This is a genomic window from Citrobacter sp. MGH106, assembly GCF_001037495.1.
Lineage (GTDB): Bacteria > Pseudomonadota > Gammaproteobacteria > Enterobacterales > Enterobacteriaceae > Citrobacter > Citrobacter murliniae.
On the sequence record NZ_KQ089822.1, the window covers coordinates 2,910,355 to 2,933,572 of the forward strand.

The following is a 23,218-nucleotide window of genomic DNA, read 5'->3' on the forward strand; positions in this document are numbered from 1 at the left end:
AGGTTAAACGTGTATTTTGGTAATACGCCAGATGTTATCAGCATATTCCTGTACCGTTCTGTCTGAAGAAAAGTAACCCATATTGGCAATATTATGCAGCGTTTTTGTCGTCCATTCACGAGGATTACAATACAAATCGTCCACCGCATCCTGGCAATCTACATAGCTACGATAATCCGCTAAAACCTGATAATGGTCGCCAAAGTTAATCAACGAATCCAGTATATTCTGATATCGCCCTGGTTCCTGTGGACTGAACATGCCAGTACCTATTTGAGTCAGTACCTGGTGCAGCTCAATATCGTTCTCAAAAATAGCTCTGGGGCTATAACCGCTTTGTCGTAAGGCTTCTACTTCTTGTGCCGTATTCCCAAAGATAAAGATGTTATCTTCGCCGACATACTCCCGCATCTCAATGTTCGCCCCGTCCAGCGTACCGATTGTTAACGCGCCATTAAGCCCAAACTTCATGTTACTGGTCCCGGAAGCCTCAGTACCGGCCAACGAAATCTGTTCAGACAGATCTGCGGCCGGAATGATCAATTGCGCCAGACTGACGCTGTAATCCGGTATAAACACCACTTTCAACCTGCCACCAATTTGCGGATCGTTATTGACCCGCTGCGCCACATCGTTAATTAAGCGAATAATTTGTTTCGCCATGTAGTACGACGAAGCGGCTTTTCCCGCAAAAATATTCACACGAGGTACCCAATTGGCATCCGGCGCAGCTTTAATGCGGTTATAACGGGTGATGATGTGGAGCACATTCAGTAATTGCCGCTTGTACTCGTGGATACGCTTTACTTGCACGTCAAACAAAGCATCAGGATTCACTACCACACCAAATTGTGTGGCAATGTAGTGTGCCAACCGCTGTTTATTTTCCCGCTTCGCCCGATGCACCGCCTCATTCACGGACGGATAATCGATGTACTGCTTCAATTCGCCAAGCTGAATAAGTTTGGTACGCCAGGTATGACCAATATGCTCATCCAGCACGCTGGCAAGTGGAGGATTCGCCAGGGCCAGCCAACGCCTGGCCGTAACACCATTAGTTACATTAGTAAAACGCATAGGGAAAATACGTGCGAAATCAGCAAACAAGGATTCCGTCATCAGTTTTGAATGCAATGCCGACACGCCATTGACTTTATGGCTGACAACTACGGCCAGCCAGGCCATACGCACCACGCGACCATTAGATTCATCAATCAGCGATACACGTTTTAGTAACTCACTATTATCGTGATATTTATCGCTCACCGATTTCAGGAACCGATCGTTAATGTCAAAAATAATCTGCAAATGACGAGGCAGGAGTCTGCTCAGCATCTCCACCGGCCATGTCTCCAGCGCTTCGCTCATCAGGGTATGATTGGTATAGGAAAAGATCTGACAGGTCACATCAAACGCATCTTCCCAGCAAAACTGATGCTGATCGATCAATAAACGCATCAGTTCAGGGATCGCCAGTACCGGATGAGTATCATTAAGATGGATTGCGATTTTATCTGCCAGATTATGGTAGGTTTTGTGCAACTGATAATGACGACTCAGAATATCCTGAACTGTTGCGGACGCCAGGAAATAAGCCTGTCGTAAGCGTAATTCACGGCCAGCATCGGTAGAGTCGTCCGGGTATAGCACCCGCGAGATCCTCTCAAAGTGGTATTTGTTTTCCACTTCAATAGAAAAATCATCATTCAGATTCAGTTTGCCAGAGTTAACCTCGCTGTTAACCTGCACATTCCACAAGCGTAATGTATTGGTGGTGTCTGTCGCGTAGCCGGGCACAATTTGATCGTGCGCCACAGCCAGAATATCCTCGGTTTCAATCCACCGGGTTTTATTCCCTTCCTGCTGAATGCGACCACCGAAACGCACTTTATAATGCGTATTATGTCGTTTGAATTCCCACGGATTCCCGTATTCCAGCCAATAGTCCAGAGACTCTTTTTGCACTCCATTTACGATATTTTGTTTGAACATACCGTAATTATAACGAATACCATATCCGCATCCCGGCAGCCCAAGCGTCGCCAGCGAATCGAGGAAACAGGCAGCCAGACGTCCGAGACCGCCATTACCTAACCCAGGGTCATTTTCTTCATCGATCAGTTCTTCCAGATCCAGCCCCATAGCTTCAAGCGCGCAGTTCACTTCATCGTACAGACCTAAAGAAAGCAACGCGTTGGAAAGAGTGCGTCCAATCAGAAATTCCATCGATAAATAGTAAACCTGGCGGGCATCCTGAGAAAACTGGGCCCGGTTAGAGCGGTGCCAGCGTTCGACCATTCGATCGCGCACGGCGTATAACGTTGCATTTAGCCACTCCCGTTTTGTCGCGATTGCGGGATCCTTACCAATCGTAAATAAGAGTTTATTCGCAATATCATCTCTAAGTTTATCAACATCAGAATCTGCAGCGACCGGAAGTGGCGAAATATACATATCAACATTACCTTTCAGAATATTGTAGGATGAGACATCGACAGGCGAATTATTTAAAGCTCAGGTTTTCGAGTTTTACTTTTTTGCAGGATAACTTCGTGGCGAGTAATAAAACTTAATTCTGCCATTAAAATACGCCAGGTTAGACCTGTCGCGAGAGAGATATAATATAAACTCACGCCATTAGCATAAAGTGTTTTAGCCATTTCAAGTTTGGCCTGCAAAACAATATCTTTCAAATTTAACCTCATTGATAACGCTCGACGGAATAAAATTTACGCCAATGCGTTTCTATAGCCAAGAAGTAGCACTTAAAGCCGGAATTAGACTCTCTAAACACCTTTCACCAGCAGATATTCTATTAATTCCCCTTTATTCTGTTCGTCTTCTCGCTATCAGATATAGATGTAGCGTGAAGGCATCTGTATAATCCCCCGATTACGAGCAATGTACAGTATAAGAAAATGGCAAAAATTGGTTTTATATCACTAGGTTGTCCGAAAAACCTCGTCGATTCCGAACGCATCCTGACTGAACTTCGTACTGAAGGTTATGATGTTGTACCGAGCTACGACGACGCGGATATGGTTATCGTTAACACCTGCGGCTTTATCGACAGTGCGGTACAAGAGTCACTGGAAGTGATTGGCGAAGCGCTGAACGAAAACGGCAAGGTGATTGTCACCGGCTGTCTGGGCGCGAAAGTCGATCAGATCCGTGAAGTTCACCCGAAGGTGCTGGAAATCACCGGGCCACATAGCTACGAACAGGTTCTTGAGCATGTTCACCACTATGTGCCAAAGCCGAAGCATAACCCCTTCCAGAGCCTGGTACCTGAGCAGGGCGTCAAACTGACACCGCGTCACTACGCCTATCTGAAAATATCAGAAGGCTGTAACCACCGCTGCACATTCTGCATTATTCCATCTATGCGTGGTGATCTGGTGAGCCGTCCGATCGGCGACGTACTCAGCGAAGCTAAACGCCTGGTTGATGCTGGTGTGAAAGAGATCCTGGTAATCTCCCAGGATACTTCTGCTTACGGCGTGGATGTGAAGCATCGCACTGGTTTTCATAACGGCGAACCAGTAAAAACCAGCATGGTTGACCTGTGTGAGCAACTGTCAAAACTGGGTATCTGGACCCGTTTGCATTATGTCTACCCGTACCCGCACGTTGACGACGTAATTCCACTGATGGCGGAAGGTAAAATCCTGCCGTATCTGGACATCCCACTGCAGCATGCCAGCCCGCGTATTCTCAAGCTGATGAAGCGACCTGGCTCTGTGGACAGACAATTAGCGCGTATTAAACAATGGCGTGAAATCTGCCCTGAGCTGACTCTGCGATCGACATTCATCGTCGGCTTCCCGGGTGAAACAGAAGAAGACTTCCAGATGCTGCTCGACTTCCTGAAAGAAGCTCGCCTGGATCGCGTTGGTTGCTTTAAGTACAGCCCAGTTGAGGGTGCTGGCGCAAATGATCTGCCGGATCAAATCCCGGAAGAGGTGAAGGAAGAGCGCTGGAACCGCTTTATGCAACTTCAGCAGCAGATCTCTGCTGAACGTTTGCAGGAAAAAGTAGGTCGCGAAATTATGGTCATCGTTGATGAAGTTGACGAAGAAGGCGCCATTGGCCGTAGCATGGCAGACGCACCTGAAATCGACGGCGCGGTGTACATGAATGGGGAAACCAACGTGAAACCAGGCGATATCATCCGCGTGAAAGTTGAAAACGCAGACGAATACGATCTGTGGGGCTCCCGCGTCTAAACACACGTAACAGAACCGTAGGCCGGATAAGCCATTTATGCTGACATCTGGCAATGCCTGATAGCAATGCTAAAGCATCTTATCAGGCCTACGGTTTATCCCTTTATCTTAGGGTCCAGCGCGTCGCGCAGGCCATCTCCCAACATATTAAACGCCAGTACCGTCAGGAATATAGCTACTGCCGGGAAAATCGCCACGTGCGGCGCGATCACCATATCTGCCCGCGCTTCGTTAAGCATAGCCCCCCACTCCGGCGTTGGCGGCTGAGCACCTAACCCAAGAAATGACAAACTCGCGGCTGAAATAATCGATGTCCCGATACGCATGGTAAAAAAGACCACAATCGAGGAGACGGTTCCCGGCAGAATATGGTTGAAGATGATAGTTGTATCGCTGGCGCCGATGCTACGCGCCGACTCAATAAACGTCTGTTGCTTAAGTACCAGCGTATTCCCTCGCACCAGACGGGCGAAGGCCGGAATGGAGAAGACTGCGACAGCAATGATGACGTTAGCAATGCCACTTCCCAGCACCGCCACCACCGCAATTGCCAGCAAAATACCAGGAAAGGCGAACAGCACATCGCAGATGCGCATAATCAGCCGATCCCACCAGCCTTCGTAATAGCCCGCCACCAGTCCCAATACCGTCCCTATCGCCGCGCCAATAAAGACGGCAAAGACTCCCGCAGCCAGCGAGATTTGCGCACCGACCAACACGCGGCTGAAAATATCTCTACCCAGTGAATCGACGCCAAACCAGTGCATCATCGACGGGCCGTCATTCAGACGGTCATAATCGAAGTAATTCTCGGCATCAAACGGCGTCAGCCAGCGGGCAAATATCGCGACCAGGATCAAGGCCAGCACAAATATCCCGGCGATCATCGCCACGTGCTGGCGACGAAAACGACGCCAGAACTCATGCCATGGCGTACGGATCTGTTCAGGCTTCACGAGGGGCATCGCATTTAAAATCGCCTGCCGGCGCCAGTTAAAAAATCGCATCCTTATTTGTACCTGATAGCGGGATTAATGGCGGCATAGAGCACATCCACCACTAAGTTAATAAGAATAAACTCCAGAGAAAATAACAGAACCTCGGCCTGAATCACCGGATAGTCTCGCATTTCAACAGAGTCTACCAACAATCGCCCAAGCCCGGGCCAGTTGAACACTTTCTCAACCACAATTGAGCCACCAAGCAAAAAACCGAACTGCAATCCCATCATCGTAACGACCGGAATCATTGCGTTTCGCAGACCGTGTTTTAACACCACCCAGGTTTCACTTACCCCTTTCGCACGAGCAGTGCGCATGTAATCTTCGCTAAGCACATCGACAAACGAGGCGCGGGTAAAACGTGCAAGCACCGCCGCCACCGCTGCACCGAGAGTGATGGAAGGCAGGATATAATGCAGCCAGGTGTCTGCGCCAACGGTCGGTAACCAGCCCAGCTCAACGGAGAATATCTGCATCAACAGCATACCAAGCGCAAAGGCCGGGAAAGATATCCCCGTTACCGCCAGCGCCATGCTCACCCTGTCCGGCCAACGGTTGCGCCATACGGCGGCGATGATCCCCGCCGTCATACCAAATAAAACCGCCCACGCCATACTGGCGATCGTCAGCCACAGGGACGGCATAAAGCGGCTGGCAATCTCTTCAGCCACCGGCCGACGGGAGACCATTGATGTCCCGAAATCGCCCTGCAAAACGTTAGTGATGTAATGCCAGAACTGAACATGCAGCGGCTGGTCCAGACCCAACTGCTGGCGCACCAGTTCAATAACCTCAGCGTCGGCCTCCGGCCCGGCAATCAGTCGGGCCGGGTCGCCTGGCAGCAGGTGGACAAATAAAAACACCAGCACCGCGACAATCAACAGGGTTGGAATTAGCCCCAGCAGGCGCTTGAAAACATAGTTAAGCATCAGACTCCCTTCGGCGGCCCCCGTTGTTCAGGGGCCAAATGAATAGCTTATTGCAAATCCGCATCATCAAAACTAAATCCGGTATCCGGCATAATCCAGAATCCGGTCAAATTTGTACTGTGCGCAGAGATCAGTTTTTCCACCACTAACGGGATCCACGGCGACTCTTTCCAGATGATATCTTGCGCGTCTTTGTACAACTGCGCTTTTTGCGCCGGATCGTTGGTCTGCAATGCTGCCGATAAATCGCTGTCCACCTGCTTGTTACTGTAGAACGCCGTATTAAACAAGGTTGGCGGCCAGTTTTGTGAAGCAAACAGCGGCGACAGCGCCCAGTCAGCCTCGCCCGTAGACGCTGACCAGCCGGTGTAGAACATCCGCACCCCACTCTCTTTCTGCGCCTTCCCTTCAACTTCGGCGGCTCGCTGTCCGGCATCCATCGCCGTGACCTGTGCTTTAATGCCCACCTGCGCTAACTGCTGCTGCGTAAATTGCAGAACTTTCTGCGCGGTGCTGTGGTTATGCGACGACCACAGTGTGGTGGTAAACCCGTTGGGATAACCCGCCTCTTTTAACAATTCACGTGCCTTTGCCGGATCGTAAGGCCACGGCGTATAGCTTTGTGCGTAGGCAATCGCCGGAGGAAGAACACCTGTCGCTGGCGTCGCGTAACCGGCAAAAGCTACTTTCACCAGCGCCTGACGGTTGATGGCATAATTCAGCGCCTCACGCACCTTCGGGTTGTCGAACGGTTTTTGCGTGACGTTCATACTGATATAACGCTGCATTATTGACGGGCTGGCAACCAGTTGCAGATTTTTGTTCTTCGCCAGTAACGCAGCCTGCTCGTAAGGGATCGGGAAAGCAAACTGGGCTTCACCCGTCTGCAACATTGCCGCACGGGTATTGTTGTCCGTTACCGGACGCCAGGTAATCGTATCAAGCTTTGGCAATCCCTGCTGCCAGTAGCCTGGGAACTTCTTCACCTTAACAAAATCGGTCTGATTCCAGGTATCCAGTTGATAAGGGCCGGTACCAACAGGATGGAAACCAATATCCTTGCCGTACTTTTCCAGTGCTGCTGGTGAAATCATCGCCGTTGCCGGATGCGCCAGGATATTGATAAATGCAGAGAACGGTTGTTTTAGCGTGATCTTCACCGTAGACGGATCGACGGCCTCGGTTTTATCAATATTCTTATACAAATTGTAGCGTTTAAGATGGTTTTCCGGATTACTGGCTCGATCAAGGTTGGCTTTTACCGCAGCGGCATTGAAGTCGGTCCCATCCTGAAACTTCACGCCCTGGCGCAGTTTGACGAGGTACGTCAGGCCATCGGCGGAAACGGTGTAGCTTTCCGCCAGCACGTTTTTCAGTTTCATCTCTTTATCAAGACCGAACAATCCCTGATAAAACGACTTCGCCACCGCCTGTGACAGCGTATCGTTCGCATCATACGGATCGAGCGTAGTGAAATTAGACCCTACCGCCACCACCACATTTTTGGCAGCCCAGGAAGGAGACGCAGCCAGTGCAGAGGCTACCCCCAGAGCAACCAGCCATTTTCGAGCAACAATTTTTGTCATGTTATTCTCCTGAACCCTGCCTGCCTGTTATAAACGCGAAAGCGCATTATCCGCTTGCGAACGCGCAACATAATGCCCCGGCCCAACTAACTGGAGTGAGACGGGGAAGATTTCTTCACCGCGTTTGCGGATATTGCTGGGGATATCATCCGACAGCAGTACGCGCTGCGGCCGGTGATGAGATGGGTCGGCGACTGGTACTGCCGACATCAATTTTCGGGTATAGGGATGTTGAGGATTTTCAAACACCGCCCGCCGGGTCCCAATTTCTACAATTTGTCCCAGATACATCACTGCCACACGGTGACTGATACGCTCTACTACCGCCATATCGTGAGAAATAAACAGGTATGCAATACCCATTTCGCGCTGCAGGTCGAGCAACAGGTTGATAATCTGTCCACGAATTGAGACATCCAGTGCGGAAACAGACTCATCGGCGATAATCACTTTCGGATTCAGCGCCAGCGCCCGGGCAATGCAAATACGCTGACGCTGCCCGCCCGAAAATTCATGCGGATAACGCCAGGCATGCTCAGGAAGCAACCCAACACGCTCCAGCAACCATGCCACGCGTTTTGCCGCTGCATCGCCTTGCAGTAAACCATGAACCCGCAGCGGTTCCAGAATCGAATATCCCACCGTCTGGCGAGGATCCAGTGATGCATAAGGGTCCTGGAAGATAAATTGTATATCCCGGCGCAGCGGCTGCAGCTTGCTGGCCGCCAGCGTATCAATACGTTGGCCGTTGAACGTTATCTCCCCACGCTGGGACTCCACCAGACGCAACAACGCGCGCCCGGTGGTGGACTTACCGCAGCCTGACTCCCCAACCAGCGATAGCGTTTCACCGGGCCAGAGATCAAAGCTGACGTTTTCTACTGCATGAACTTCGCGAGTTACGCGATTAAGAATGCCGCTACGCAATGGAAAACGCGTCACCAGATTGCGTACCCGCAAAATCGGCTCCCCCTCAACCACGGTGTCCTGTTCAGTCTCTGGTTCAATATGGTCAGGATCATGCAGGGAAATAAGCGGAAACCGACGCGGAAGGTCATGCCCGCTCATCGCTCCAAGCTGCGGTACGGCTGCCAGAAGCGCTTTAGTGTAGGGATGTTGGGGGGCGTGAAAAATCTGTTCAACGCTGCCGGTTTCTACAGCTTCCCCCTGATACATTACCAGCACACGATCGGCTATATCGGCAACAACCCCCATATCGTGGGTGATAAATATCACCCCCATGGACATATCCTGCTGTAACACTTTAATCAGCTGAAGGATCTGTGACTGAATAGTGACATCCAGCGCAGTTGTCGGCTCATCAGCAATCAATACCGCAGGACGGCAAGAGAGCGCCATCGCAATCATCACCCGCTGACGCATGCCGCCGGAAAGCTGATGCGGGTAGCGCGATAAAATGGCCCTCGACTCGGGAATACGCACCTGGTCGAGCATTCGTTTGGCCTCCGCCATCGCATCTTCACGATTTGCGCCCTGATGTAAGCGAATAGACTCGGCAATCTGTTCGCCAACGGTAAACACCGGGTTGAGTGACGTCATCGGCTCCTGGAAGATCATCGCGATATCCGCACCGCGTACATGACGCATCTGCGAGGCGCTTTGTTCACCGAGCTCAATTACCTGTCGGTTACGTCGCCGAAGCAGCATCTCATCGCAACTTACTTCACCGCCCGCCTGTTCTATCAGACGCATTAGTGACAAAGCAGTTACTGATTTCCCTGAACCGGATTCGCCAACAATCGCCAGCGTTTCTCCACGCTTCAGGCGAAATGACAGATTACGCACCGCGCTGATACGTTGCTGCTCCTGCTCAAAGGCAATATTCAGGTTGCTGACCGCCAGCACATCGCTGACATCAAGCTCATCACTGTGTGGCAACGGTATCTCCTTTCTCCCGGTAAATACCGGTAGTTGGCGTATCGCCGGCATATCCCCATGCACGGTACATGCCTTCACTATTAAACGGTAAAGCGACGTTACCTTCATGATCGACGGCGATTAGCCCACCGCTGCCGCCCAACGCCGGTAATTTCTCCATCACCACGCGTTCGCACGCCTCTGATAAGCTCAGACCGCCATAATCCATCAGCGCCGCAATGTCATAAGCAGCCAGCGCACGAATAAATACTTCGCCAGTTCCCGTACAGGAGACAGCAACACTGGCATTATTGGCATAACACCCCGCACCGACCAGCGGACTGTCACCGACGCGCCCCGGCAATTTGTTGGTCATACCACCCGTTGATGTCGCAGCAGCCAGATTGCCGTACTGATCCAGCGCTACCGCACCGACGGTCCCCATTTTATTGCGTTCGTCCAATGGCGAACCACTATGATCAAGTATCGTCTCATCCGCCGTACGCGCCGCCACAAGCTGTGCAAAACGCTCTGGTGTAGAGAAAATATCGGCAGCAACGCGCGTCATTCCCTGCGCAATGGCAAAATTTTCCGCCCCTTCCCCCACCATCATGACATGCGGACTGTGCTCCATCACCAGACGAGCAGCAAGGATCGGGTTTCGCAGGTGGCTAACCCCGGCAACAGCTCCCGCCTTCAGCGTATTACCGTCCATAACGCAAGCATCCAGCTCATGGGTTTCATCACGGGTAAACACCGCACCAATTCCGGCATTGAACAGAGGGCACTCTTCAAGCAGGCGTACGGCTTCGGTGACGACATCCAGCGCGTTTTGACCCGCTTCAAGCATCCGTTGCCCCACCTCAACGATATCTGACAGCGCCTGTATATAACGTAACTCCTGCTCCTGACTCAGTTGTGAGCGGGTTATTGCGCCAGCACCACCGTGAATTGCAATGACTGCTTTGCTCATTTTTATCGTCCATTAAGGTGGCTGGTATCGGGGTTATAAATATCAGAAATTCTGTGAGTTATTGATTCGATTTTTGAATATAGAAAGATGCAGACGTCATGTAAAGATAAAGCCCCGCACCTAAGACTGAGGTGGCATACTGTCGACGCCTGTTTTCTGACATAATGGCCAGATTCGATTTTGCCTCGCAGGAGTCTTCTCATGGAATTTACCACCGGACTGATGCCGCTCGAAACGGCACTCACTCAGATGCTGTCGTCTATTACCCCACTCACCGCAGTCGAAACGTTGCCCCTGGTTCAATGCTTCGGTCGTATTCTGGCAACTGACGTAGTCTCCCCTTGTGATGTACCGGGATTTGATAACTCGGCAATGGACGGCTACGCGGTACGTGTAGAGGATCTACAATCCGGTCAGCCGCTCACTGTTGCAGGTAAAGCCTTTGCCGGTCAGCCTTACCATGGTGAATGGCCAGCGGGAACCTGCATTCGTATTATGACTGGCGCACCGGTTCCTGCCGGTTGTGAAGCGGTGGTGATGCAGGAACAAACCGAACAAACTGACGGCGGCATCCGTTTTACTGCGGATGTCCGCACCGGGCAAAATATCCGTCGGCGCGGCGAAGATATTTCCAACGGCGCTGTTGTCTTTCCCGCAGGAACTCGCCTGACGACGGCTGAACTCCCCGTGCTGGCATCGCTGGGTATAGCTGAGGTCCAGGTGGTTCGCAAAGTGCGCGTAGCACTCTTCTCCACCGGTGATGAATTGCAGTTGCCAGGCCAACCGCTGGGCGACGGACAAATTTATGACACCAACCGCCTGACCGTGCATCTCATGCTGCAACAGTTGGGCTGCGAAGTAATCAACTTAGGCATTATCCGCGACGATCCAAATGCGTTACGCGCGGCGTTTATCGAAGCTGACAGCCAGGCCGATGTGGTTATCAGTTCCGGCGGTGTTTCTGTGGGTGAAGCAGACTACACCAAAACCATACTGGAAGAACTGGGAGAGATCGCGTTCTGGAAGCTGGCGATCAAGCCAGGCAAGCCATTTGCTTTCGGTAAACTAAGCAATAGCTGGTTTTGCGGCCTGCCGGGCAACCCGGTTTCTGCAGCCCTCACCTTCTATCAACTGGTGCAGCCACTTTTAGCGAAACTCAGTGGTAATACGGCCAGCGGGCTTCCACCTCGCCAGCGCGTGCGCACCGCATCACGCCTGAAAAAAACACCAGGGCGCCTGGATTTCCAACGCGGAGTATTGCAGCGCACGGCAGAGGGCGAACTGGAGGTCACCACCACCGGTCATCAGGGCTCGCATATTTTTAGCTCCTTCAGCCAGGGTAACTGTTTTATTGTACTGGAGCGCGACCGCGGTAACGTGGAGGCCGGAGAGTGGGTAGAGGTCGAACCGTTTAACGCACTGTTTGGAGGCCTGTAATGGCAGAACTCAGCGACCAGGAGATGATGCGCTATAACCGGCAAATCATCCTGCGCGGCTTTGATTTTGAAGGTCAGGAAGCGCTTAAAGAGGCGCGGGTACTGGTCGTTGGTCTGGGAGGACTTGGTTGTGCTGCTACCCAGTACCTGGCGGGTGCGGGTATCGGGCATTTGACCCTGCTCGACTTTGATACCGTTTCAGTTTCTAACCTCCAGCGCCAGACGCTTCACAGCGATGCTACGGTAGGGATGCCAAAAGTAGAGTCTGCTCGAGACGCACTGGCGCGGATCAATCCACATATTACGATTACTCCAATCAATGCGCTGCTGGATGATGCCGCTATTCATACGCTAATTGCTGAGCATGATCTGGTGCTGGATTGTACCGATAATGTCGCGGTGCGTAATCAGCTAAATGCCGCCTGTTTTGCCACTAAGATTCCACTTGTGTCCGGTGCGGCAATTCGCATGGAAGGGCAAATCAGCGTATTTACCTGGCAGGACGGAGAGGCCTGCTATCGCTGCCTGAGCCGACTGTTTGGCGAAAACGCCTTAACCTGTGTGGAAGCCGGGGTGATGTCTCCGCTAATTGGCGTGATCGGTTCATTGCAGGCAATGGAAGCAATTAAGTTACTGGCAAACTACGGTAAACCAGCGACAGGAAAGATCGTGATGTACGATGCAATGACCTGCCAGTTTCGCGAAATGAAGCTAATGCGTAACCCAGGCTGCGAGGTGTGCGGGCAGTAATATGTAGCCCCCGGTGACACACGCTCGCCGGGGCTGCATAAAGCCAGTGTTCAATGCCTCAGTGATTTAACATCATCCTCAGAAAGCCCGGTGATTCTGACGATCAACTCCCGTGGAAGACCGTCTTCCAGCATTGAGCCAGCAATACGCAACGCTTCCTCACGGCGCCCTTCGGCTAAACCTTTTTCAAGACCACGTTGCATACCTTCCCGCAGCCCTTTCCTTTGTCCCGCCCTGCGTATTTTTTCTACAATATTCATTGTACTCTCCTTGTATCCGGGTACCTGCTGCGCCAGTTTACGCATAAATCGACTAAATCTCGGTTTGTGTCCGTGCTGGATAAGCAGGTAATTAAACAGCGCTTTTAGCTGGCTGTCATTAGTGGTTCCAGTAGTCAGGAGCGAGGCCACTTTGTCTGCCAGCCCCATCAGATCACGCCGACGAATATGTTTTTGCATCAGCTCCAGAAGCGCTACGCGTCGGTGCTGCATGATGTCATCATCCGGAACGACTGTGATATCCACTAATGGAAATGCCGACAGGTAAAGCTGATGTGCCAACGCCGGATTATCGAACTCATCCAGCCAGCACAACGAGAAAGGGTAAGGCGTGTCGATGCCGTGATAAAACAGCATCGGTACCACTAACGGTAACGTGTCATGCCCAGCGTCGAGATGGCTTTGCATTGCCGCTATCGCATAACGCATCAGGCGAAACGCCATATGAATATCGGGACTACTTTGATGTTCAATCACCACATAGATATAACCATCACCCTCACTGGTTTCCATCGACCAGAGCACATCGGAATAATAGGCGCGCAAGTTTTCTTCGATGAAACTGGCGGGTTTCAGTTCTAATGTCGTGAGATCGCATAATGTACGTAACCTGGAGGGAAGATGAATTTCAATAAAGTCGCGGGCAGTCTCCGGATACTTTAAAAATGTTTTAAATAGCGCATCGTGCGGTGTGGAAGTGGGCGATTTCTTCATGGTGGTCCGTCACCTGATTCACATAATGACGCGACTGTACTCGCCATCATGACGGATAACACCCAGACTTTATCGGATATACGAACACAGTTCGGAGATAAACCGCCTCAACTGTAACGGATTCATTTTTGCGGGATAGTGTACGCAGAAATGCCGGGCCAACCCGGCATATTCGGCTTAAAGAGATGTCCGACCAAACGCCCCCTGCCAGTCGTGCTCAAACTTGGCTACAGCGGCATCAACAGCTGGGGAACTTATCATCTGCTGAGCAACATCCAACGGCAGTGTGATGGCTTCGCAGCCGACCAGCAGGCAATCCAGCGCCTGACGTGGCGTTTTAAAGCTGGCAGCCAGAACTTTGGCGTGCGGAGCGTGCATTTTCAGTAAGTTCTGCAGATCGGCCACCATCTGAATCCCATCGCCCCCCTGCGCATCCACGCGGTTAACATAAGGTGCAACGTATTCTGCTCCCGCCAGCGCAGCTAACAATCCCTGTGCCGCACCATATACTCCCGTGCCCAGCGTCGGGATCCCTTCTTCCTTCAGTAACTTAATCGCCGCCAGACCTTCTGCTGTGACCGGCACTTTCACCACGATATCAGGAATAATGGCCCGAAGTTTACGCGCATCGCTAACCATACCCTCAGCGGTCGTCGCCATTACCTGAGCAAACAGACGCCCCCGGCCTCCCATCGCGTCATACAAAGCCGGTAGTAACACCTCCAGCGTCTTCTTGCCTGCTGCCACAATGCTCGGGTTTGTGGTCACTCCTGCCAGCGGAAAAATACGCGCCAGGGCTTTCACCGCGTCAATGTCAGACGTATCTAAATAGAGTTCCATAACCTTTCCTCAACGAATATTTGCCTGGATAAAAGGTAGCACGGCAAAACCTCGCAGTTAGTTGACGCACGTCAATATAACTTTCATTCGAAAGTAATTTAATCTTTATATGAAAGAAAAGAGGCCGCTTATGATTTTCAATATTCAGCGCTATTCCACTCACGATGGTCCCGGTATCCGTACCGTAGTGTTCCTTAAAGGATGCTCCCTGGGCTGTCGCTGGTGCCAGAATCCAGAGAGTCGCGCCCGTACACAGGATCTGTTATACGACGCGCGTCTGTGCCTGGACGGCTGCGACCTGTGTGCTCAGGCCGCACCCGCGGTGATTGAACGTGCGCTGAACGGACTGTTAATCCATCGCGAAAAACTAAGTGATGAAGCGATCACTGCACTGACCCACTGCTGCCCAACTCAGGCACTGACCGTTTGCGGCGAAGTCAAAAGTGTGGAAGAAATCATGTCCACCGTGCTGCGCGATAAACCGTTTTACGATCGCAGCGGTGGCGGGATAACGCTTTCCGGCGGCGAACCGTTTATGCAGCCGGAACTGGCAGCAGAATTATTGAAAGCCAGCCACGACGCAGGTATTCACACGGCAGTCGAAACCTGTCTGCATGTACCCTGGAAGTATATTGAACCTTCATTACCAGACATCGATCTGTTTCTTGCCGATCTAAAACATGTGGCCGATGCGCCGTTTAAACAGTGGACCGATGGTAGCGCCGCACGCGTACTGGAAAATCTGAAAAAACTGGCCGCGGCCGGTAAAAAAATGATTATCCGCGTGCCGTTAATTCAGGGATTCAACGCTGACGAAGCAGCCATCAAAGCCATTACCGATTTTGCCGCCGATGAACTTCACGTCGGTGAGATTCATTTTTTGCCCTACCACACCCTGGGCATCAACAAATACCACTTACTCAGTCAACCCTACAACGCCCCGGATAAACCGCTTGATGCGCCTGCATTGCTTGAATTTGCCGAGCAGTATGCCTGCCATAAAGGTTTAACCGCGACCCTACGAGGATAACCGCCATGACCACACTGAAACTGGATATACTCAGCGATCGTATCAAAGCGCACAAAACGGCCCTGATCCACATCGTGAAACCGCCAGTCTGTACTGAGCGCGCCCAACACTACACCGAGATGTATCAGCAACATCTGGATAAGCCTGTCCCGGTTCGGCGCGCGCTGGCACTAGCGCATCATCTGGCGGAACGAACAATCTGGATCAAGCATGACGAGCTGATTATAGGTAACCAGGCAAGCGAAGTGCGCGCCGCGCCTATCTTCCCGGAATATACCGTTTCCTGGATTGAAAAAGAGATCGACGACCTGGCGGATCGCCCGGGCGCAGGCTTTGCGGTTAGCGAAGAAAACAAGCGGGTACTGCATGAAATTTGCCCGTGGTGGCGTGGTCAGACCGTGCAGGATCGCTGCTACGGTATGTTCACCGACGAACAAAAAGGTTTGCTGGAAACCGGTATTATCAAAGCCGAAGGCAACATGACCTCTGGTGATGCGCATCTGGCGGTAAACTTCCCGCTGGTGCTGGAAAAAGGTCTTGATGGTCTGCGCCACAAAGTCGACGAGCGTCGTGCCCGCATTAACCTCACCTGCCTGGAAGACCTGCATGGCGATCAGTTCCTGAAAGCCATTGATATCGTCCTCGATGCGGTGAGTCTGCACATTGAGCGTTTTGCCGACCTGGCGCGTGAAATGGCGGCCACAGAGACCCGCGAAAGTCGCCGCGATGAACTGCTGGCAATAGCGGAAAACTGCGATGTTATTGCCCACCAGCCACCGCAGACCTTCTGGCAAGCGCTGCAATTGTGCTACTTCATCCAGTTGATTCTGCAAATTGAATCAAACGGTCACTCGGTATCGTTTGGTCGCATGGACCAGTATCTCTATCCGTTCTATCGTCGTGACGTGGAGCTGAACCAGTCACTGGATCGTGAGCATGCCATTGAACTGCTGCACAGCTGCTGGCTGAAACTGCTGGAAGTGAACAAAATCCGCTCCGGATCCCACTCAAAAGCGTCAGCAGGCAGCCCGTTATATCAAAACGTTACCATTGGCGGGCAAAATCTGCTTAACGGTCAACCAACAGATGCGGTCAATCCGCTCTCTTATGCCATTCTGGAATCTTGCGGTCGTCTTCGTTCAACTCAGCCAAACCTCAGCGTGCGCTATCACGCGGGAATGAGTAACGATTTCCTTGATGCCTGCGTACAGGTAATTCGCTGCGGTTTCGGGATGCCGGCCTTTAACAATGATGAAATCGTCATCCCGGAATTCATTAAGCTCGGTATTGAACCTCAGGACGCTTACGACTATGCGGCGATTGGCTGCATCGAAACCGCCGTTGGCGGTAAGTGGGGCTACCGCTGCACCGGAATGAGCTTTATCAACTTTGCCCGCGTAATGCTGGCTGCACTGGAAGGTGGTCGTGATGCCACCAGCGGGAAAGTGTTCCTGCCACAGGAAAAAGCACTCTCCGCGGGTAACTTCGATAATTTCGACGAAGTAATGGCTGCCTGGGATACGCAGATCCGCTATTACACACGTAAATCCATCGAGATTGAGTACGTAGTCGATACCATGCTGGAGGAAAATGTCCATGACATTCTCTGCTCCGCACTGGTAGACGATTGTATTGAGCGTGCAAAAAGCATTAAGCAAGGCGGCGCAAAGTATGACTGGGTATCTGGCTTGCAGGTCGGTATTGCTAACCTCGGCAACAGTCTGGCGGCAGTGAAAAAGTTAGTCTTCGAACAGGGGGTTATTGGTCAGCAACAGCTGGCTGCCGCACTGGAAGATGACTTTGACGGTCTGACTCATGAGCAGTTACGCCAGCGTCTGATCAACGGTGCGCCAAAATACGGTAATGATGATGACAGCGTCGATACTCTGTTGGCCCGCGCTTATCAGACCTATATCGACGAACTGAAACAGTACCATAACCCACGTTACGGCCGTGGCCCGGTTGGTGGCAATTACTATGCCGGTACCTCTTCCATCTCCGCAAACGTGCCGTTTGGTGCAGCAACTATGGCGACGCCGGATGGCCGTAAAGCCCATACTCCGCTGGCGGAAGGCGCGAGCCCGGCCTCCGGCACCGATCATCTCGGTCCGACTGCGGTTATTGGTTCGGTTGGCAAGTTGCCTACCGGCTCGATTCTCGGCGGCGTACTGCTCAATCAGAAACTGAATCCAGCGACGCTGGAGAATGAGTCTGATAAGCAGAAACTAATGATCCTGCTGCGCACCTTCTTTGAAGAGCACAAAGGCTGGCATATTCAGTACAACATCGTTTCCCGTGAAACGCTGCTGGAAGCCAAAAAACATCCGGATCAGTATCGTGACCTGGTGGTGCGTGTCGCTGGCTACTCCGCCTTCTTCACCGCCCTGTCTCCGGATGCGCAGGACGATATCATCGCCCGTACGGAACATATGCTGTAGCACCACTCGGATAACTACCGTGTTTATCCAGTCTTGAACCATTCCCCAATGGATTTCAAGTTGCAGGAACGCGGCAAGGCGGTACGTCTCCAGCCGCTTACATCAGTAAGCGACTGGGGCGAACCACCACTGCCAACGCACCTGTGGCGTGAAAGACGATGTGGAAGCTTTCATTCGAAATTAAATTTGTGCTGTAGGTCACATTGTTATTAGAATGTTGCTGGTTGCAGTGAAAGCCAGGAGCATTTATGACCATCAAAGTTATCGTCACCGATATGGACGGAACTTTTCTCGACGACGCCAAGCAATACGATCGTGAACGATTTATGGCGCAGTATCAGCAATTGAAAAAACAAGGCATTGAATTTGTTGTCGCCAGCGGTAACCAGTATTACCAGCTCATTTCCTTTTTCCCGGAACTCAAAGATGAGATCTCTTTTGTCGCAGAGAACGGTGCGCTGGTGTATGAGCATGGTAAACAGCTGTTTCACGGCGAGCTTACCCGCCATGAATCCCGTATCGTCATTGGCGAGCTCCTAAAAGATAAACAGCTCAACTTCGTAGCCTGCGGTCTGCAAAGCGCCTACGTCAGTGAAAATGCGCCGGACGCCTTTGTCTCCCTGATGTCGAAACACTATCACCGGCTGAAACCGGTAAAAGATTATCAGGATATCGATGATGTGCTGTTTAAGTTCTCACTAAATCTGCCCGATCAGCAAATCCCGTTGGTAATTGACCATCTGCATACCTCGCTGGACGGCATTATGAAGCCCGTCACCAGCGGCTTTGGCTTTATTGACCTGATTATTCCAGGTTTGCACAAAGCGAATGGTATCAGCCGCCTGCTAAAACGCTGGAACCTGTCTCCGCAGAACGTGGTAGCAATTGGCGACAGCGGCAACGATGCAGAAATGCTGAAAATGGCACGCTACTCTTTCGCCATGGCAAACGCAGCCGAGAGCATCAAATCCATTGCCCGTTATCAGACCAGTGATAACAACCATCAGGGTGCTCTGAACGTGATTCAGGCCGTGCTGGATAACACCTCCCCCTTTAACGCCTGAGCCTGTCTACCGGAGTACTCCACTCCGGTTTTCTCTCTTTTTGCATTCTGCGCCCCTCATCAAATTATTAAACTTGCATTAACTTATTTATAACTTATATTGTCATATGTAAGTTACATTAGTTTCGAATGAAGATTTATGTGAGGTGGTTATGGCTTTTACTTTTACCAGCGACACATTGCCTGCTGATCATAAAGCAGCAATCCGTCAGATGAAGCAGGAACTGCGGGCGCAACTTGGTGATGTCCAACAGATCTTCAATCAGCTTAGCGATACCATTGCCACGAGGGTGGCAGAGATCAACGCCCTCAAAGCGCAGGGTGATGCCGTCTGGCCGATGCTCTCTTATGCCGATATCAAAGCGGGTACTGTCACATCAGAACAGCGTGAGCTGATTAAACGTCGCGGATGCGCGGTTATCAAAGGCCATTTCCCCCGCGAACAGGCTCTCGGCTGGGATCAGTCAATGTTGGACTATCTGGACCGCAACCGCTTTGATGAGGTCTACAAAGGACCGGGAGACAATTTCTTCGGTACCCTGAGTGCATCACGTCCTGAGATCTATCCGATTTACTGGTCACAGGCGCAAATGCAGGCCCGCCAGAGCGAGGAGATGGCTAATGCGCAGTCGCTTCTCAACCGGCTGTGGACGTTTGAAAGCGAGGGTAAACAGTGGTTTAACCCGGACGTCAGCGTCATCTATCCGGACCGTATTCGCCGCCGCCCACCGGGAACCACCTCTAAAGGCCTTGGAGCACATACTGACTCAGGTGCACTGGAACGCTGGCTGCTTCCGGCCTATCAGCGCGTTTTCGCCAACGTCTTTAATGGCAATCTGGCGAAATACGATCCGTGGCATGCGGCGCACCGCACTGAAGTCGAAGAGTACACGGTGGATAACACGACCAAATGTTCGGTGTTTCGTACATTCCAGGGCTGGACAGCGTTGTCCGATATGCTGCCAGGCCAGGGGCTGTTGCACGTAGTGCCTGTTCCTGAAGCCATGGCCTATATCCTGTTGCGGCCACTTCTGGATGATGTCCCGGAAGATGAACTGTGCGGCGTAGCCCCAGGAAGAGTGCTGCCAGTTTCAGAACAATGGCATCCGCTGCTGATCGAAGCGCTAACCAGCATTCCACAACTGGAGGCCGGAGATTCCGTCTGGTGGCATTGCGATGTGATCCACTCCGTAGCCCCTGTAGAAAATCAACAGGGCTGGGGTAATGTGATGTACATTCCCGCCGCACCGATGTGCGAGAAAAATCTCGCCTACGCCCATAAGGTGAAGGCGGCACTGGAAAAAGGCGCATCACCGGGCGATTTTCCGCGTGAAGATTATGAAACCGACTGGGAAGGACGCTTTAGGCTGGAGGATTTGAATATCCACGGCAAACGCGCACTGGGAATGATTTAATCATCATACAGGCCTTCTCTCTCTACGGCGGTGCGTCGTTTTCCCTGACGTATCCGCCGGACTGATTCACGTATTGTCAACGCGCCATTAAGCAACAGAGTGCCAATCGGGGCATCGGGTCGCACCAGCCGTTGCTGGAGCATATGTACCGCCTCAATGCCCAACTCATCACGTGGAACGTGTACTGCAGTTAAGAGAACATCCTGAACTGCCGCCAGATTAAAGCCATCAATACTCATCACCGAGACATCCTGTGGTACCCGTAGCCCGTGCTTTTGCAGGGCACTTATCGTCCCTGCCGCCATAAAATCCCCGCCAACCAGAAACGCGGTCGGTAGCGTTTTCGCCGACGTCTGCTTCAGCCATTCGCTTATTTGTAGCTCCGTTTCTTTTGCACTGAAACTGGGCACCACCAGTAGATCGCGTTTGTCATTAAATTTCAGATTTCGCGATTGCCACGCATCGCGGATCCCTGCCAGCCGAAGCTCCATGGTGTAACGACGCAGACAAAGCACGTTGATGATTTCCCGATGTCCCATTTCAAAAAGGTATTCGGCCGCCAGTTCGCCAACCGCGCGATGATCGGGAGCGATTGCAGGCAAACGAACATGCCTGTCGCGACAATTGATCAACACACACGGTTTGCCGACATCAACCATAAGATCATGAATATGCGGATCGTCAATGCCCAGCAAAATCACCGCCTGCGTTTCCGGCTCATTGATGCGTGTCAGAAAAAGCTGTGCATCACTATCCAACTCCTCCAGCGCGCAGTAACGCAGCCGTACTTCATGGGAAGCCAAGCCTTTACTTAAACTTTGCAGAACGCGGAAATAAAAGATATCAGACCGCTCATCGAATGCCCGTTGCGGTGCAAAAACCAACAGATTATTCAGCAGCAGTCGACCCGCAGCCATTCCCTCCATCACCCCCAGTTCCCGCGCACATGCCAGCACCTTACTCCGTGCTTTTTCGCTGGTGTTGGCCTTCCCTGCGAGAACGCGGGAAACAGTGCTGATAGAGAGCTGCGTCCGGGCAGCAATTTCTGCGATTTTTAACCTTTTATCCATTTTGTGATCTCGGTCCACCAGGTAAATGAAAAAATTTTCACAGCGTTCAGATTAAGCAGTAACTGACCTCGAAAGCATGATGCCAAATTCATATGCATGGTTATGAGAAAGCTTGCACAAATTCTGCTATTACCGACCAAATTTCTCGCTTAAGGTTAATTTGCACAACGCTTCCATACTAGTTTGATATCAGTATTAATTAAAAAAATAATTAACTATCAAAGTGATAGATATATATCAATCGAAATGGATTTCCCCCTACATCGTCCGTCTTGTGGAGAGAAAAAATGAGTCAGGACATTAACAACACGGTTGCGGCAAATAAAACTCGCCGGGTGATTAAAAATTTGCGCTGGTATGTGCTGGTGCTTTTTTTACTTGGCGTGACGGTTAACTACATCACCCGAAACTCTTTGGGTATTCTGGCTCCGGAGCTAAAACTGAGCCTGGGTATTACCACCGAACAATATTCCTGGATTGTCGGTGCCTTCCAGCTTGCCTATACACTTTTTCAACCTCTGTGCGGCTGGTTAATTGATGTAATCGGTCTGAAGCTCGGCTTTATGGTCTGCGCATGCTTGTGGGCCATTGCTTGTATCGCTCACGCGGGTGCTGGTAGCTGGCTGCATTTGGCGATCCTGCGCTTCTTTATGGGCGGTGCGGAAGCCGCCGCCACCCCAGCCAACGCCAAAACCCTTGGCGAATGGTTCCCGAAAGCTGAACGTCCTGTTGCTGCCGGTTGGGCTGGTGTGGGTTTCTCGATTGGCGCAATGCTGGCTCCACCAATTATTTATTTCGCGCACGCCTCATTTGGCTGGCAGGGCGCATTCATGTTCACTGGTGTGCTGGCGCTGCTGTGGGTCATTCTGTGGTGGGTGTTCTACCATAATCCGGAACAGCACCCGAATCTTAGCAAAGACGAGCTGGCCTGGATCAAGCAGGATAATGAAGCCGCCCCGGTAAAACTGCCCTTTTTCACCTCTCTGAAAGATGTCGCTAAAAACAAACGTTTTTACGGTATTGCCATCCCTGCTTTTATGGCCGAACCGGCCTGGGCAGTGTTCAGTTTTTGGATGCCGCTCTACTTCGCCAAAGAATACGATATGGATCTGAAGCAAATTGCCTTATTCGCCTGGCTACCGTTTCTCGCCGCCGACTTGGGTAGCGTAGCAAGTGGTTATCTGACCAAACTCTATACCCGCCTGTTCGGCTGTTCACGAGTTAACTCAACCATCGCCAGTTCTGTCACCGGCGCATTCCTGATGATTTCACTTGCCGTGGTAGCGCTCACCCGGGATCCGATTATTGCCGTGATCCTGATGTCCATTGGCGGCTTCGGGCATCAGATCATCTCCTGCATGTTAAGTGCGCTGGTCGTAGAGTCGTTTGATAAAGGCCAGATGGCGACCGTGAACGGCATGCGTGGTTCGGCGGCATGGATCGCCAGCTTCCTGTTCTCCCTTTTAATTGGGGTTACCGCTGACAAAATCGGCTTTAACCCGCTATTCATCGCCATGGGTTTCTTCGACCTGATTGGCGCTATTTTCCTGGTGGCATTTATTGCTGAACGTCGCGCCAAGCGCGCTTGATA

At 51.6% G+C, this 23,218-nt stretch carries 18 protein-coding genes; 8 read left to right on the top strand and 10 right to left on the bottom strand.

Annotated features, from left to right (window positions below; translation table 11 throughout):
* Window positions 1-3: 3 nt before the first annotated feature.
* Window positions 4-2,454 (bottom strand): glycogen phosphorylase, encoded by a 2,451-nt coding sequence (gene glgP / locus SK36_RS13695; protein WP_048221781.1) that lies wholly within the window; start codon window positions 2,452-2,454, stop codon window positions 4-6.
* Between the two features lie 53 nt (window positions 2,455-2,507).
* Window positions 2,508-2,693, bottom strand: a complete 186-nt coding sequence (locus SK36_RS13700) for a glycine cleavage system protein T (RefSeq protein ID WP_231593081.1) — start codon at window positions 2,691-2,693, stop codon at window positions 2,508-2,510.
* Between the two features lie 225 nt (window positions 2,694-2,918).
* Between SK36_RS13700 and rimO the strand changes: the two genes are divergently transcribed.
* Window positions 2,919-4,226, top strand: a complete 1,308-nt coding sequence (rimO, locus tag SK36_RS13705; RefSeq protein ID WP_045441212.1) for a 30S ribosomal protein S12 methylthiotransferase RimO — start codon at window positions 2,919-2,921, stop codon at window positions 4,224-4,226.
* A 95-nt stretch (window positions 4,227-4,321) separates the two neighbouring features.
* Here rimO and gsiD read toward each other — a convergent pair whose 3' ends face one another.
* From gsiD to iaaA, 5 genes are read right to left on the bottom strand one after another with little or no spacing between them, the layout of a single operon-like run.
* Window positions 4,322-5,233 carry a glutathione ABC transporter permease GsiD gene (gsiD, locus tag SK36_RS13710; RefSeq protein WP_048221783.1) on the bottom strand — a complete coding sequence of 304 codons (912 nt, stop codon included), beginning with the start codon at window positions 5,231-5,233 and terminating at the stop codon, window positions 4,322-4,324.
* Window positions 5,234-5,235: 2 nt separating this feature from the next.
* Window positions 5,236-6,156 carry a glutathione ABC transporter permease GsiC gene (gsiC, locus tag SK36_RS13715; protein WP_045441210.1) on the bottom strand — a complete coding sequence of 307 codons (921 nt, stop codon included), beginning with the start codon at window positions 6,154-6,156 and terminating at the stop codon, window positions 5,236-5,238.
* A gap of 47 nt (window positions 6,157-6,203) precedes the next feature.
* Window positions 6,204-7,742 carry a glutathione ABC transporter substrate-binding protein GsiB gene (gene gsiB, locus SK36_RS13720; protein ID WP_045441209.1) on the bottom strand — a complete coding sequence of 513 codons (1,539 nt, stop codon included), beginning with the start codon at window positions 7,740-7,742 and terminating at the stop codon, window positions 6,204-6,206.
* A 27-nt stretch (window positions 7,743-7,769) separates the two neighbouring features.
* Window positions 7,770-9,641: a glutathione ABC transporter ATP-binding protein GsiA gene (gene gsiA / locus SK36_RS13725; RefSeq protein WP_048221784.1), complete on the bottom strand. Its 1,872-nt coding sequence runs from the start codon at window positions 9,639-9,641 to the stop codon at window positions 7,770-7,772.
* Window positions 9,628-10,593, bottom strand: a complete 966-nt coding sequence (gene iaaA, locus SK36_RS13730; RefSeq protein ID WP_045441207.1) for a beta-aspartyl-peptidase — start codon at window positions 10,591-10,593, stop codon at window positions 9,628-9,630. The genes gsiA and iaaA overlap by 14 nt, the downstream gene beginning before the upstream one ends.
* Window positions 10,594-10,794: 201 nt before the next feature.
* On the opposite strand from iaaA, the gene moeA reads away from it, so the two are divergent.
* Together moeA and moeB are read left to right on the top strand one after the other, a co-directional pair.
* The gene (gene moeA / locus SK36_RS13735; RefSeq protein WP_045441206.1) at window positions 10,795-12,030 is read left to right on the top strand and encodes a molybdopterin molybdotransferase MoeA; all 1,236 of its coding nucleotides are present in this window, start codon (window positions 10,795-10,797) and stop codon (window positions 12,028-12,030) included.
* Entirely contained in the window at window positions 12,030-12,779 is a 750-nt protein-coding gene (gene moeB / locus SK36_RS13740; protein ID WP_045441205.1) for a molybdopterin-synthase adenylyltransferase MoeB, read from the top strand. The genes moeA and moeB overlap by 1 nt, the downstream gene beginning before the upstream one ends.
* 50 nt (window positions 12,780-12,829) lie before the next feature.
* Here moeB and SK36_RS13745 read toward each other — a convergent pair whose 3' ends face one another.
* Window positions 12,830-13,771 (bottom strand): Rpn family recombination-promoting nuclease/putative transposase, encoded by a 942-nt coding sequence (locus tag SK36_RS13745; protein WP_048221785.1) that lies wholly within the window; start codon window positions 13,769-13,771, stop codon window positions 12,830-12,832.
* Window positions 13,772-13,948: 177 nt separating this feature from the next.
* Window positions 13,949-14,611: a fructose-6-phosphate aldolase gene (fsa, locus tag SK36_RS13750; RefSeq protein WP_048221786.1), complete on the bottom strand. Its 663-nt coding sequence runs from the start codon at window positions 14,609-14,611 to the stop codon at window positions 13,949-13,951.
* A gap of 130 nt (window positions 14,612-14,741) precedes the next feature.
* Here fsa and SK36_RS13755 point away from each other — a divergent pair, with 130 nt between their 5' ends.
* The 4 genes from SK36_RS13755 (at window position 14,742) to SK36_RS13770 (ending at window position 20,557) form a co-directional block, all read left to right on the top strand.
* Entirely contained in the window at window positions 14,742-15,641 is a 900-nt protein-coding gene (locus SK36_RS13755; RefSeq protein WP_048221787.1) for a glycyl-radical enzyme activating protein, read from the top strand.
* Window positions 15,642-15,646: 5 nt separating this feature from the next.
* A complete protein-coding gene (locus SK36_RS13760) occupies window positions 15,647-18,079 on the top strand; it encodes a glycyl radical protein (protein ID WP_048221788.1) in 2,433 nt (810 codons plus the stop codon).
* Window positions 18,080-18,327: 248 nt separating this feature from the next.
* Entirely contained in the window at window positions 18,328-19,143 is an 816-nt protein-coding gene (locus tag SK36_RS13765; RefSeq protein WP_048221789.1) for a Cof-type HAD-IIB family hydrolase, read from the top strand.
* A 151-nt stretch (window positions 19,144-19,294) separates the two neighbouring features.
* Complete coding sequence (locus SK36_RS13770; RefSeq protein WP_045441199.1) at window positions 19,295-20,557, top strand: DUF1479 domain-containing protein; 1,263 nt, start codon at window positions 19,295-19,297, stop codon at window positions 20,555-20,557.
* Here the strand turns inward: SK36_RS13770 and SK36_RS13775 are convergent.
* Window positions 20,554-21,627 carry a LacI family DNA-binding transcriptional regulator gene (locus tag SK36_RS13775; RefSeq protein ID WP_045441198.1) on the bottom strand — a complete coding sequence of 358 codons (1,074 nt, stop codon included), beginning with the start codon at window positions 21,625-21,627 and terminating at the stop codon, window positions 20,554-20,556. The genes SK36_RS13770 and SK36_RS13775 overlap by 4 nt on opposite strands.
* 287 nt (window positions 21,628-21,914) lie before the next feature.
* Here SK36_RS13775 and SK36_RS13780 point away from each other — a divergent pair, with 287 nt between their 5' ends.
* Entirely contained in the window at window positions 21,915-23,216 is a 1,302-nt protein-coding gene (locus tag SK36_RS13780; protein WP_045441197.1) for an MFS transporter, read from the top strand.
* The last annotated feature ends 2 nt before the right edge of the window (window positions 23,217-23,218 follow it).